The sequence below is a fragment of the Nonomuraea sp. B208 genome (assembly GCF_057536035.1).
The window spans coordinates 180,047-193,166 of sequence record NZ_BAAJOU010000027.1; the positions used below are offsets into that span (position 1 = coordinate 180,047).

Here is a 13,120-nt window from a genome sequence, read left to right on the forward strand (position 1 = left end):
CCGGCGCCGTCGGGACCTGCGGCCATGATGGGGGATTTTCGGCATCGGCCCTCTTGATAAAACGTTTTAATCGGGGATGTGCGACGCGACGGGGCGCAGGAAGGGGGAAGGGGATGCGCGCGTCGCGTAGTGAGAAGGATGCGCTCGCGGCTCACCGGGCCGGTAGGCCAGCGTTAACCGGAAGTAGCACGAAATTAACGACTCGCCCCCGCGAGAGCTATCGTGCCTGCATGCACGCACCTCCCGTTGAGGACGCCAGCGGGCTCGTCTACTTCACCGACGGGTCGCTCGCCTATGCGGGCAGACATGTCCACGAGAAGTCCTATCCGGCCCACACCCACAGCTTCATGGAGGTGGCGGTCGTCGTCGCGGGCACCGGCACGCACCACTCGCTCGCCGGCCGGCACGCGCTCGCCCGGGGCGATGTCGTCCTGTTGCGGCCCGGCGTCTGGCACGAGTACGAGCGCTGCGCGGACCTGGTGCTGTACAACTGCTGTTTCCGGCCCGGCCTGCTCCGGCGTGAACTCGCCTGGGCCAGGGAGGACCCGCTGCTCGGACACCTGCTCTGGACGGCCCCCTACTCGCTCGGCCGCCGCGGCATGCTGATGGCGCGGCTCGACGAGGCGGCTCTTCAGGAGTGCGTGACGCCGTTGCGGGCGCTCGACGGGCTGGGCTCGGCGGCCGGTCCGCTGCACCGCGGCGATGTCATCGGGCACCTGACGTTGTTCCTCAGCGCTCTGGCCAGGGTCGTCGCCAAGGAGAGGAACAGCAGGCTGAGCCCGCCGGCGCCGCCGCACCCGGCGGTGGCCAAGGCCATGCGCCTGCTGGAGGGCAGCCTGGCTCATCCCTGGACGCTGCGCGAGCTGGCCGAGGAGCTCCCCATGGTGCCCGGCTCGCTCGTGCGGCTGTTCAAGTCGGCCGTGGGGCTGCCGCCCATGGCCTACCTCGCCCAGCAGCGAGCCGAGGCCGCCGCCGCGCTGCTGCTGCAGGACGACCGGCCGATCTCGCAGATCGGCGCGTCGGTGGGCTGGCCGGATCCCAACTATTTCGCGCGTCGTTTCAAGGCTCACTTCGGGCTGAGCGCGCGGGCGTACCGCAGCCGCTTCAGCGACGACTCGGCCTTTCTCAGGACCTGGCTGCACGCGGAGCCCTGAGACCGGGAGCCGTCGTTCTCCCCTTTCGTGACCCCTGCTGCTCTTGCCGCCACGTGGCGGTGATGTTACGTTCCTCGCACCTACTGGCACGTGTTAGTTGCGGCCTTTGGCGGAGGACCCCTTAAAACGATCAAATGGGAGAGTGTGATGTCCGAGCCCGCATCCCCACCTCCGGCGGCAGCCGCGACAGCCGCGCAGCCGGCCAGGGCGAGCAGCGGTTTCATCACCGTCTACGTGCTGGCCTACCTGGGGCTCTACGTGGCGGTCATGACGCCGTTGCTGGCTTCGCTGGCCATCCGGCTGCAGCAGATCGACCCCGAGGGCAAGGAAGCGGCACTCGGCCTGGTCATCGGGATCGGCACGCTGCTCAACATCATCGCCGCCCCGGTCGTGGGCCTCCTGAGCGACAACACCACCTCCCGCCTCGGCCGGCGCAGACCGTGGATGCTGGCGGGCATGCCGGTGCTGGCCGCCGGAGCCGTGCTCGCCGCCGTGATCGAGACGGTCCCGGGCGTGCTGCTGGGTTACGTCGTCGCGCAGGTCGGCATCACGTTCATCATGACCCCGCTGCTGGCGGTCATGCCGGACCAGGTGCCCGAGGAGCAGCGCGGCAAGGTCGGCGGCCTGCTCGGGTTCACCGCCCAGATCGCGGGAGTGGCCGGATTCCAGGTGTCGGGCGCGCTGGCCGGCTCGCCGCTGCTGCTGTTCCTCGTGCCGGCCCTCGTGGCCTGCGCCGCCGTGCTGCTGCTGGTGGTGAGGATGTCCGACCGGCCCCTGCCCCGCGAGCAGCGGAAGGTGCTCGATCTTGCGGGCCTGGCGCGCGACCTCACCTTCGATCCCCGCCGCCATCCCGACTTCGGCTGGACCTGGCTGGGGCGTTTCCTCATCCAGTTCAGCCTCATGTTCCTGTCCACCTACCAGCTGTACTTCCTGACCGATCATCTCGGTTACCGGCTCGAGGAGGTCACGGGCCTGCTGGCGATCACGGGCGGCGTCGGGTTGGTGATGACGTCCGTGGGCGCGGTGGTGAGCGGCTATCTGTCGGACCGGCTGCGGCGGCGCAAGCTGTTCATCTACCTGGCCGCCGCCTGCTTCGTGGTCGGCTTCGTGATCGTCGCGTCCGCGGCCTCGTTCACCTCGGTGCTGGTCGGCTCGCAGTTCATTCTGTTCGGCGCGGGCGTCTTCGGGGCGGTGGACCTGGCCCTGGTCAACGACGTGCTGCCCGACCGCGAGGGGGCGGCGGCCAAGTACATGAGCCTGGCGGGGATCGCCAGCGCCCTGCCGCAGTCCGTCGCGCCGATCGTCGCCCCGGTCATCCTGGGCGTCGGCGAGGGAGGCAACTATCCGCTGCTGTTCCTGGTGGCCGCCGGCGTCGCGGTCCTCGGCGGGTTGACGGTCCGGCTCGTCAAGGGTGTACGTTGACATCAGCTAACACGTGTAAGCAAGGAGAGTCCGTCCGCGTGATCACCATCCGATTCGAGCACCTGCGTGAACCGCTGGGCGTCGGCACGCGCACGCCGCGCCTGTCGTGGTCCGTCGAGACCGGCACGCCGGACTGGCGGCAGAGCGCCTACGAGGTCGAGGCCAGGGGCGAGCGGGTCCGGGTCGGGTCCGCCGAATCCGTGCTGGTGCCCTGGCCGTTCGCGCCGCTGGCGGCGCGCGAGCGAGTGGCGGTGCGGGTGCGCGTCGAAGGCCCCGGCGGATGGTCGGCGTGGAGCGAGCCCGCGCACGTGGAGGCGGGCCTGCTGGAGCGGGAGGACTGGTCGGCCGCGTTCGTCAGCCCGGGGGAGGGCTCGCTGCTGCGCGGCGAGTTCGAGGTCCGCCGGGGCGTGCGCGCAGCCCGGCTCTACACCACCGCGCTGGGCGTGTACGAGGCGGAGCTGAACGGCGAGGTCGTCGGTGACCACGTGCTGGCGCCCGGCTGGACCGCCTATCAGCACCGCCTGCGCTACCAGACCTTCGACGTGACGGATCTGCTGCGCGAGGGGACCAACTGCCTGGGCGCGACGCTGGGCGACGGCTGGTACCGGGGACGGCTGGGTTTCGAGGGCAAGCGGGCCCTGTACGGCGACCGGCTCGCCTGGCTGGCCCAGCTGGAGATCGTCCACGACGACGGCACGATGGAACGGTTCGTGACCGACGGGTCGTGGCGGGCCGCGTCCGGGCCGTTGCTCTCCTCCGACCTCTACGACGGAGAGACCTACGACGCCCGGCTGGAACGCCGGGGCTGGTCGTCGCCCGGCTATGACGACTCCGGCTGGTCGCCCGTCGAGATCGTGGACCGCGACCTGAGCACGCTGGTGGCGCCGGAAGGGCCGCCGGTGCGCCGCACCGAGACCCTTGTCCCGGTCGAGAGGCGCCTCACCCCGAGCGGCGCCACCGTCTACGACTTCGGCCAGAACCTGGTCGGTCGCCTCAGGATCACCGCCACCGGTTCCACGGGCGACCAGGTGACGCTGCGGCACGCCGAGGTCCTGCAGGACGGCGAGCTGTGCGTCACCCCGCTGCGCACCGCCAAGGCCACCGACACCTACATCCTGCGCGGCGACGCGCAAGGGGAGACGTGGGAGCCGCGCTTCACCTTCCACGGCTTCCGCTATGCCGAGACATCAGGACCGGTGGACGACGTGGTCGCCGTCGTGTGCCATTCCGACCTGGAGCGCACCGGCTGGTTCGACTGCTCGGACCCGCTCGTCAACCGGCTGCACGAGAACGTCGTGTGGGGCATGCGCGGCAACTTCCTCGACGTGCCCACCGACTGCCCCCAGCGTGACGAACGCCTGGGCTGGACGGGCGACCTCCAGGTCTTCGCTCCCACGGCCTCCTTCCTGTTCGACAGCGCCGGCCTCCTGTCCTCCTGGCTCGCCGACCTGGCCGTCGAGCAGGGCGAGGACGGCCTGGTGCCGCACATCGTGCCGAACGTCACCAGCGCCTCCAACGCGGCCGCGGCCTGGGGCGACGCCGCTGTGATCGTCCCGTGGGTGCTGTACTGCCGTTACGGCGACACCGGCATCCTGGAACGGCAGTTCGCGAGCATGCGCGCCTGGGTCGAGCACGTCGCCGCTCTGGCCGGGCCGGGCAGGATCTGGGACAGCGGCTTCCAGTTCGGCGACTGGCTCGACCCCACCGCGCCCGCCAACCGACCCGAGCAGGCCCGCACCTACCCCGAGATCGTGGCCACCGCCTACTTCGCCCGCTCGGCCGACCTGCTCGCCCGGGCGGCCGAGGTCATCGGGCAGGACGCCGCTCCCCATCGGGAGCTCGCCGACCAGGTGCGCCGCGCCTTCGCCGCCGAGTACGTCACGGCCTCGGGGCGGCTGCTGAGCGACTCGCCCACCGCCTACGCCCTGGCCCTGGAATTCGCCCTGCTCCCCGAGCCCGGGCAACGCGCCCGAGCCGCCTCCCGCCTGGTGGAGCTGGTCCGCGCGGGCGGCTACAAGATCGCTACCGGTTTCGTCGGCACCCCGCTCATCTGCGACGCCCTCGCCGAGGCGGGGGAGACGGAGGCCGCGTACCGGCTGCTGCTGCAGCGCGAGTGCCCGTCCTGGCTGTATCCGGTCACCCAGGGCGCCACCACGATCTGGGAGCGCTGGGACAGCCTGCTGCCCGACGGCACCGTCAACCCCAGCGGCATGACCTCCTTCAACCACTACGCCTTCGGAGCCGTCGCCGACTGGCTGCACCGCACGGTCGCGGGGCTGAGCCCGGCCGCGCCGGGCTACCGGGAGATCTCCGTACGTCCCCGGCCCGGCGGCGGGCTCACCCGTGCCGCCGCCCGGCTGCGCACCCCCTACGGCCTGGCCGCCGCCTCGTGGCGCCTCGACGACGGCACGCTCGCCGTCGAGGCCGTGGTCCCGCCGAACACCACGGCGCACGTCACGCTGCCCGGCGGTGACCGGCACACGGTCGGCTCCGGCACCCACCGCTGGACCTCTCCCTACGCCGGGGACCAGGCCGCGTCCGCGCCGCTCACCCTTGACAGCACTCTCGCCGAGGTGGCCGACCGACCCGGCGCGTTGCGCGTCGTCACCGACGCCATCGTCCGGCACCTGCCGGAGCTCGCCGGGTACGTGGAGACCGGCCTCGACGCCGTCGCCCAGAACATGACCGTTCGCGACGCCATCGCCATGATCCCGAACGCCGAGCACCTCCCCACCGAGATCGAGGCCGGTTTCGCCGGCCTCCAGAAGGACTGACGCCGTGCCGTTGATCGATGAGCCGGACCTGCTGCGCCGCCTCGCCGCGATGACACTGAAGGAGAAGGTCGCCCTCCTCACCGGGGCCGACGCCTGGACGATGACCCCGGTGACGTCGGCCGGGCTGGCCCCGCTGGCCCTGTCGGACGGCCCCGTCGGGCCGCGCGGCACCTCCTTCGGAGGGGACACCCCGCCCTCGTTGCTGTTCCCCAGCCCGACCTCTCTGGCCGCGGCCTGGGACGAGGAGACGGCGCGCGAGGCCGGGCGGCTGATGGGCGCCCGGGCACGCGAGATGGGCATCCACGTCCTGCTCGCCCCCACGGTCAACCTGCACCGCTCGCCTCTCGGCGGCCGCCACTTCGAGTGCTGCTCCGAGGACCCGCTGCTCACCGCCCGCGTCGCCGTCGGGTTCATCCAGGGCGTGCAGTCGGCGGGGGTCGCGGCGACCGTCAAGCACTTCGTGGGCAACGACTCCGAGACCGACCGGATGACCTACGACGCCCACATCGACGAGCGGACGTTGCGCGAGGTGTACCTGGCGCCGTTCGAGGCGGCGGTGCGCGAGGCCGGCGTGTGGGCGGTGATGGCCGCCTACAACCGGGTCAACGGCGAGACCATGACCGAGCACCGCGACCTGCTGACCGGCGTGCTCAAGGAGGAATGGGGCTTCGACGGCGTCGTGGTCTCCGACTGGACCGCCGCCCGATCGTGCGAGGCCACCGCCCTGGCCGGGCTGGACGTCGTCATGCCGGGCCCGGACGGGCCGTGGGGTGACGCGCTGGTGGCGGCGGTCGAGGACGGGCGCGTCCCCGCCGAGGTGGTGGACGACAAGGTGCTGCGCGTCCTGCGGCTGGCCGCGCGCACCGGCGCTCTCGAAGGCGTCCCCGCGCCCCCTGCCCCGCCCGTTCCCGGCGACGTCCGCGACCGCCTGCGCGAGCTGGCGATCCGCGGCTCGGTACTGCTGCGCAACGACGGCCTGCTGCCCCTGCGGCCGGGCCTGCGCAAGGTCGCGCTCATCGGCCCGAACGCGGTGCGTTTCACCGCCCAGGGCGGCGGCAGCGCCCACGTCACCCCCGAGCACGTGGTCACGCCGCTCGAAGGGCTGCGCCGGGTGCTCGGCGAGGACACCGAGATCACCGTCCACGGCGGCGTCTTCCCCCACGTCAAGCTGGAGCCTCTGCCCCCCGGCCTGGCCGTCGACCCTGAGACCGGCGAGCAGGGCGTACGGCTGGAGCACCGCTCGGCCGACGGCACCGTGCTGACGGCCGAGCATCGCGACCCCGCTCCCTGGTGGTTCCCGATCATCCTCGCCGACGAGGTCGATGAGCTGGCCGTGCGCGCCCGCCTCAGCCTGCCCGCCGCCGGCGTGCACCGGCTGTCGGTCCTGGGCACCGGCCGCCACACCCTGCGCGTCCCCGGCAACGCCGACCAGTCCCGCGAACAGCTCCAGGACGGTGACGACATCGCCGCCCTGCTGCTGAACCCGCCCTCGCACACCTTCACCTTCACCGCCGACGCCGGTCCGATCGACGTCGAACTGCTGATCAGCCCGCAACGCAACCTGCCCTATCCGGTCACTCTGACCGGGCTGGGCTACGAGGCGCCGCGCGGCACCGACGAGGAGGAGCTGCAGGCCGCCCTCTCGGCGGCACGCGCCGCCGACGTGGCGATCGTGGTGGTCGGCAGCGATGCCGACACCGAGACGGAAAGCCTCGACCGGACCGGCCTGACACTGCCCGGACGGCAGGACGAGCTGGTACGCCAGGTCTGCGCGGCCAATCCCCGCACCGTGGTCGTGGTGAACGCCGGAGCGCCGTGGCTGATGCCCTGGGCGTACGAACCGGCGGCGCTGCTGTGGTCCTGGTTCCCCGGACAGGAGGGCGGCGACGCCATCGCCGACATCCTGACCGGCGCCGAACCCGGCGGCCGGCTGCCGACCACCTTTCCCGCCACCGAGGCCGACGTCCCGATCCTGTCCACGCGACCCGTCGAAGGCGTGCTCGACTATGCCGAGGGCGACCGCATCGGCTACCGCGCCTACCGGCCCGAGGGCGTGCTGTTCCCGTTCGGTCACGGCCTGTCCTACACCACCTGGGAGTACCTGCACGCCGCTGTGGCGGACGACGACGCCGTGGAGGTGACGCTCCGCAACGCCGGCGACCGCCCGGGCCGGGAGGTCGTGCAGGCGTATCTGGAGCAGGACGAAGCTCCGCGCCTGGCCGGCTTCGCCGCTGTCGAGGCCGCACCGGGTCAGACGGTCACGGTGCGGATCGACATTGCTCCAAAGGCGCTGTCCCGCCGGCCGCACAGCGGCGGCCCGCACCGGCTGCGCGTCGGCCGCTCCGCCTCCGACCTCCCCCTGACCTGCACCATCAACTGAAACGGAGTGAACCTTCTCATGCAGCGACTCACCGACCGGCGCATCCTCATCACCGGCGCGGCCTCCGGCATCGGCCGGGCCACCGCGCTGCGGCTGCTGACCGAAGGCGCCCGCGTGGTGGCCGCGGACATCGCCGAGGACGGCCTGAAGGAGACGCTCGCCCTGGCGGCCGAGCAGGGCACCGCCGACCGGCTCACCGTCACCCCTGTCGACATCGCCGACGCCGGTTCGGTCGATGAGGTGGTCTCCTCGGCGGTGAGCGGCCTCGGCGGTCTGGACGCCCTGGTCAACACCGCCGCCATCCTGCGCGGCGCGCACACCCATGACTGCTCCTTGGAGCTGTGGAACCGCATCATCACCGTCAACCTGACCGGAACCTTCCTCATGACCAGGGCCGCGCTGCCGGCCCTGCTGGAGTCCGGCCGGGGCGTCGTGGTGAACTTCAGCTCCACCGCCGCCTTCTACGCCCACCCGTTCATGGCCGCCTACTCGGCCAGCAAGGGCGGCATCGCCTCCTTCACCCACAGCCTCGCCCTGGAGTACTCCAAGCAGGGGCTGCGCGCGGTCAACGTCGTGCCCGGCGGCATCAGCAGCGGCATCACCAACAACATCGGCTCCCTCGTGCCCGCCGACACCGACTGGAGCCTCTTCGGCAAGCTGACGTCCGCGATCAGCGACGGCCTGCCCGGCCCCGAGAACGTCGCCGGTGTCGTCGCCATGCTCGTCTCCGACGACGGCGCGTTCATCACCGGCACCGAGATCCGCATCGACGGCGGCGCTCACATGTGACCTGAAACGCTCGCCGTCAGGGTGCCTGATGGACCACGCGTCCGTCGATCATGGTCAGCCGGACCCGCTCGGCGTCCGGCTCGGCCAGCACCTCGCGGAGCCCGCCACGCAACAGGACCAGGTCGGCCGCGATCCCCGGACGCAGGACGGCCGGGCCGGAGAGCGGCAGCTCGCCAGGGGTCAGATAGCCGTTCAAGGTGACGGCCACGCCGACGCGCTCGGCCCGTGCGATCACCCGGCCCGACTCCGTCGTCCGATCACGGGCCGCCGCCATCACGCGCCAGGGGTCGGCCGGGCCGTAAGGGGCATCGCTGGAGGGGAACACCCTCACCCCGGCATCGCGCAGGCCGGCGTACCGGTAGAGGAAGTCCTCCTCGCCGGCGGGGGTGCCGGCCACCATGTCCTCGCCGCGATCGGCCAGGAACGCGGGCTGGGTGACGACCCGCAGGCCATGCCTCCGCAGCGGGCCCAGACACCAGTCCGGCACCACCCCGGCGTGTTCGATGCGGTCGCCGGGGATCGAGCCGGTCTCGTCGAAGGCCGCCAGCGACAGAGCCAGAGCGTCCACCGTGAGGCAGTGGAGCGCGACCGGCCGCGCCCGCGCGTGCGCGGACCCGATCGTGGCCACGAGTTCCGCGAGGCCCGGCAGGGCGTCGTCACGTACGACGATCTTCCACGGCCCCGGGGTGAGCCGAGGGCTTCGCAGGACGGCCCCGCGAGGAGCGCCCAGCAGGCGCACGCGCTGGGGCAGCGTCCGGTGCTCCATCTGCGCGGTGAGGGCGGAGACCGCGGCTTCGCCGAGGTCGGGGCTGGCGTCGGTGACCGCCGTGACGCCCCAGCGGGCCAGCATGCCGGCCACGGCGGTCAGGTCGGGGTACGGCACCGCGGACGATGCCGAAGGGGGACGCAGCAGGTGGTCGGCCCGCCAGACGCGGCCGGTCGGCCGCCCGTCGGCCGCGCGTTCGATCCCCGGGTCGTCGCTTCTCTCCAGGCGTAGCAGGCGGATCGCGGCGGTGTTCAGCATCCACAGCGAGCCGCCCCGATGCTGCAGCCGCACGGGTCGTTCGGCGTGCAGGCGATCCAGCGCGGCGGCGTCGAGCTCGCCCGCGACGGACTCGGTGTAACCCACGCCCCGTACCCATCCCGCGGCGTCCGGTGACGCCGCCGCCAGCGCACGACGCAACGCGTGCGCGTCGCGTACGGCGGGTGGCCCGCAGGCGGCCGAGCGCAGGGCGGCCGCCCAGGCGAACAGGTGCACATGATGGTCGGTCAGCCCGGGAAGCAGGACGCCCCCGGAGCCGTCGACCACCTCCTCACCCGGCTGCCGGGTCAGGTCGCCGAGTTCCTGGACGCGCCCCGCCGCCACCCGCACGTCGGTCCGCCGGCCGGAGATCTCGGCGTCGCGGATCAGCATCCCGTGCTCACCGGATGCCCAGCTCGGCCAGGACGGCCTCGGTGTCGAGGCCGGACTCCGGGGCGGCGGCTCCCGCCGGGCCTGCGGCGACAGAGCGTGCGGCGGGCGGCGGCGCGGCGTCGACGGGGCGGGCCGGGGTGCGCCAGGGGGAGGTGACGGTCGCGGCGGCGACGGCGGCCATCGCCACGTCCAGCAGCGCGCCCTCGCCCCGGCCCAGGCGTTCCAGGACGCGGCAGGCCGCGTACAGACCCGTCAGCGGATCGGCGATGGCGTCACCGCAGAAGACCGGCGCGCCGCTGTCCGCCTCCCAGGCCACCAGCCCGGCGGCGGCGGCCACGTCGTCGCCGAAACCCACGCGGTCGTGCGCGCGGCCGTAGGCGGTGATGGACAGCCAGACCGTGCCGGCCGCCGCTGCCCGGCGCGCGTCCAGCCCCCAGCGGGCCAGCGCGCGCGGCCGGGACGCCTCGATGACCACGTCGGCACGGGCGGCCAGCGCGTGCAACGCGCGCCGGTCGACCGGATCGTCCGGATCCAGCACGACGGAGCGGTGGCCGGCGTGGAGCAGGTCGTAGAACCCCCCATGGCCGAAGCGGGCGCCGTCGGGCCGCTGCGGCGTCTCCACCTTGACGACGCCGGCGCCGGCCAGGCCCAGGAGATGGGCGCAGAGCGGCCCGGCCCACAGCGCGCTGAAGTCCACGACCAGCGTGCCGCGCGCGACGATCGGCAGGCCGATCGGGCGCGGGGCCGGTGCCGGACGGCGCCACTCGCCCACGGCGGCGGCGGCGAGCCCCAGCAGCCGGGCCCGCCCGGCGATCTCCCCGGCGGTGCGGCCACGGCACCAGCGGGCCAGATCGGGCCATGGGGAACCGCTCGGCGTCCGCCCGACGAGTGCTCCGGCGAGGTCGTCGTCGCCGGGCCGGGCGCACGACAGGGCCACCCAGCCGTCGGCTGCCGCGAGCAGCCGGCACGAGCCGCCTGCCGATGTCGCGCCCGCGCGACCGCGGCCGGTCATGGCGGCGCGCTCGGTCAGCAGGGCGGCGCCGTCGAGGTCGACGCGCCCGCCGGTCAGCGAGCTCAGGAGCTCGCCCCAAGCGCGGGCGGCCAGGGCGGTCCGGTGCCGGGGCACCAGCGCGGGCCCATCCGGCCGGCCGGTCAGCGAGGCCAGCCCGGACGACATCCAGGCCGCCTCGCCTGGCGGGGAAGTCATGGCACGACCTCGTCCACCAGCCCCCACGACAGCGCCGTCCTGACGGTGAGGGGAGCCCCGGTGAGGGCGAGCCAGGCCGTACGCCAGCGGCCGATCCGCCGGGTGACGCTGACGGTGCCGCCGGCTCCGGGGACGAGTCCCATGGCCAGTTCCGGCAGGCGGATCAGGGTGTCGTCACGGGCCAGGACCCGGTCCGCGAACGCCGGCAGCTCGATACCCGCGCCGATGCAGTTCCCCTGCAGATATGCCGTGGTGCGAGCGCTGAGGCGGTGCAGGGCGAGCCCCGCGGACCGCGCGGTACGCAGGACGTGGGCACGGGCAGGATCGAGTGCGGTGCCGAACTCGTCGAGATCGCCGCCCGCGCAGAAGTCCGGACCACGTCCGCGCAGCTCCACCCGCAAGGACGGGTCGGCAGCCGCCACTGACAGAGCATCGGTCAGCGCCTCACGCATGGCCGCGCTGTAGGCGTTGCGCCGTGCCGGGCGCGACAGGGTGATCCGCAGGACGCCCGCCTCGGCCGTCACGTCGAGGGGCTCGCCGGTGCCGGCGGGGCGGCGGGGCGGGCGTCCGGCGAGCCAGCGCGCGAACTCCGGGCCCGCGAGCAGGGTGGAGTACACGGCCGACTCGGCGACCAGCCCGTCCGGCACCGTGCTCCGAGCTTGGAGGCGCAGGAGCCGGTGCAGGCTCACCGCCGCAACGGGCGCGTGCTGGATCGACCGCTCCACCGCCGCGAGCTCCGCGTCGACGTCGTCCACCACGACGCAGGCGCGCCGGCCGCGGGCGCCGGGTGCGGACCACTGCCCCGCAGCTTGCCGCAGCGTGAAGGTGCACGCCTGGGCCAGGAGCAGCGCTTGAGGGGACGGGTCGGACGGCAGGACTCCGACCGTCACCTGGGGGAGCATGCCGAGCCCGGCGTCCAACGTCTCGGCCCGCACGCGGTCGTCGGCGGTGGCCAGGTCGACGACCAGCAGCGGATCGACGGGCAGACCCTCGGCGGTGAGCGGCTGGGGTGCGTCCAGAAGGCGGAGCAGACCGGCGACGGTGAGCATGATGCGGTCAGCGGCGCGTCACGAACCCGCCGGATCCGGGACGGTCAGCGCCGCGACCTGGGCGCCGCTGGTGTCGAGGATCTCGTCCAGGCGGTCGGCGACCGTCTCGGGGGTCAGCGCCGGGTCGTGGATGCCCGTCGTGTTCAGCATGACCATGCGGTTGACCAGCCCGCCGGCCGCCGTCAGCACCTCGCCGGTGATGCCGCAGCTCTCGTGGGCGAGGTACGCCGCCACCGGAGCCACCAGCTCCGGCGGCATGTGCTCGCGCATGTACTCGATCGTGCCGGGCGGCAGGCTGTCGCCGGTGAGCTCGACCATACGGGTGGCGGCGCCGGGGGCGACGGCGTTGACCTTGATGCCGTGCGCGGCTCCCGCGACGGCCAGGTTGCGCGTGAGCCCGTACACCGCGCCCTTGGCCGAGCCGTAGTGCACCATGTCGGGGACGCCGAGCAGCGCCGCGGAGACGGTGTTGACGATCCGCCCCCGGCCGCTCGCGGCCAGGTGCGGCCAGGCGGCCCTGGCCAGCATGAGGCTGCCGAAGAAGTGCGTGTCGAGGAACGCCTGGTAGGTGCCCAGCGGCAGCTCGTCGAACGGCGCGATCCGGAAGTTGCCGGCGTTGTTGATCACGGCGTCGACGCGCCCGAACGCCTCGATCGCGGTGGCGACGATCGAGGCGGCGCCGTCCTCGGTGGCCACGGAGGCCGTGCTGACGACCGCGCTGCCGCCCGCCTTCTCGATGTCCGCCACGGTCTGTTCGGCCGGCCCGGCCGAGGGGGAGGAGCCGTCGGTGTCGCCGCCGAGGTCGTTCACCACGACCGACGCGCCCCGCTCGGCCAGCAGCAGGGCGTGGGCGCGGCCGATGCCGCGACCCGCTCCGGTGACGATCGCGACGCGGCCGGTGAAGTCCAGTGTGTTCATGAGGCTCTCCTTC

The 13,120-nt window shown here is 73.3% G+C and carries 9 protein-coding genes; 5 read left to right on the forward strand and 4 right to left on the reverse strand.

Going from position 1 to position 13,120, the window contains the following annotated elements; all coding sequences use genetic code 11:
• Positions 1-230 precede the first annotated feature (230 nt).
• The 5 genes from AC27IY_RS32445 to AC27IY_RS32465 all read left to right on the forward strand — a co-directional run bounded on the left by AC27IY_RS32445 (position 231) and on the right by AC27IY_RS32465 (position 8,519).
• Positions 231-1,154 carry a helix-turn-helix domain-containing protein gene (locus AC27IY_RS32445; RefSeq protein ID WP_344220312.1) on the forward strand — a complete coding sequence of 308 codons (924 nt, stop codon included), beginning with the start codon at positions 231-233 and terminating at the stop codon, positions 1,152-1,154.
• A 147-nt stretch (positions 1,155-1,301) separates the two neighbouring features.
• The gene (locus AC27IY_RS32450) at positions 1,302-2,576 is read left to right on the forward strand and encodes an MFS transporter (protein ID WP_487180241.1); all 1,275 of its coding nucleotides are present in this window, start codon (positions 1,302-1,304) and stop codon (positions 2,574-2,576) included.
• A gap of 38 nt (positions 2,577-2,614) precedes the next feature.
• Positions 2,615-5,350, forward strand: a complete 2,736-nt coding sequence (locus AC27IY_RS32455; RefSeq protein ID WP_487180242.1) for a family 78 glycoside hydrolase catalytic domain — start codon at positions 2,615-2,617, stop codon at positions 5,348-5,350.
• Between the two features lie 4 nt (positions 5,351-5,354).
• The gene (locus AC27IY_RS32460) at positions 5,355-7,730 is read left to right on the forward strand and encodes a beta-glucosidase family protein (protein WP_487180243.1); all 2,376 of its coding nucleotides are present in this window, start codon (positions 5,355-5,357) and stop codon (positions 7,728-7,730) included.
• Between the two features lie 18 nt (positions 7,731-7,748).
• Positions 7,749-8,519 (forward strand): SDR family NAD(P)-dependent oxidoreductase, encoded by a 771-nt coding sequence (locus AC27IY_RS32465; protein ID WP_487180244.1) that lies wholly within the window; start codon positions 7,749-7,751, stop codon positions 8,517-8,519.
• Between the two features lie 16 nt (positions 8,520-8,535).
• Here the strand turns inward: AC27IY_RS32465 and AC27IY_RS32470 are convergent, their stop codons facing one another.
• Genes AC27IY_RS32470 through AC27IY_RS32485 form a run of 4 tightly spaced genes read right to left on the reverse strand, consistent with a single transcriptional unit; the run spans position 8,536 to position 13,107 of the window.
• On the reverse strand, positions 8,536-9,933 hold the full coding sequence (locus tag AC27IY_RS32470; protein ID WP_487180245.1) for an amidohydrolase family protein: 1,398 nt from the start codon (positions 9,931-9,933) through the stop codon (positions 8,536-8,538).
• A 7-nt stretch (positions 9,934-9,940) separates the two neighbouring features.
• Positions 9,941-11,140 (reverse strand): CoA transferase, encoded by a 1,200-nt coding sequence (locus AC27IY_RS32475; protein ID WP_487180246.1) that lies wholly within the window; start codon positions 11,138-11,140, stop codon positions 9,941-9,943.
• Entirely contained in the window at positions 11,137-12,189 is a 1,053-nt protein-coding gene (locus AC27IY_RS32480; protein ID WP_487180247.1) for an enoyl-CoA hydratase/isomerase family protein, read from the reverse strand. Before AC27IY_RS32480 ends, AC27IY_RS32475 begins: the two co-directional genes overlap by 4 nt.
• Before the next feature lie 18 nt (positions 12,190-12,207).
• Entirely contained in the window at positions 12,208-13,107 is a 900-nt protein-coding gene (locus tag AC27IY_RS32485; protein ID WP_423450148.1) for an SDR family NAD(P)-dependent oxidoreductase, read from the reverse strand.
• Positions 13,108-13,120 lie beyond the last annotated feature (13 nt).

Bases quoted from the DNA above. Each gene is read 5' to 3' on its own strand.
- AC27IY_RS32470 (WP_487180245.1), bottom strand. From the start codon at position 9,933: ATGCTGATCCGCGACGCCGAGATCTCCGGCCGGCGGACCGACGTGCGG.
- AC27IY_RS32480 (WP_487180247.1), bottom strand. From the start codon at position 12,189: ATGCTCACCGTCGCCGGTCTGCTCCGCCTTCTGGACGCACCCCAGCCG.
- AC27IY_RS32475 (WP_487180246.1), bottom strand. From the start codon at position 11,140: ATGACTTCCCCGCCAGGCGAGGCGGCCTGGATGTCGTCCGGGCTGGCC.
- AC27IY_RS32465 (WP_487180244.1), top strand. From the start codon at position 7,749: ATGCAGCGACTCACCGACCGGCGCATCCTCATCACCGGCGCGGCCTCC.
- AC27IY_RS32450 (WP_487180241.1), top strand. From the start codon at position 1,302: ATGTCCGAGCCCGCATCCCCACCTCCGGCGGCAGCCGCGACAGCCGCG.
- AC27IY_RS32445 (WP_344220312.1), top strand. From the start codon at position 231: ATGCACGCACCTCCCGTTGAGGACGCCAGCGGGCTCGTCTACTTCACC.
- AC27IY_RS32485 (WP_423450148.1), bottom strand. From the start codon at position 13,107: ATGAACACACTGGACTTCACCGGCCGCGTCGCGATCGTCACCGGAGCG.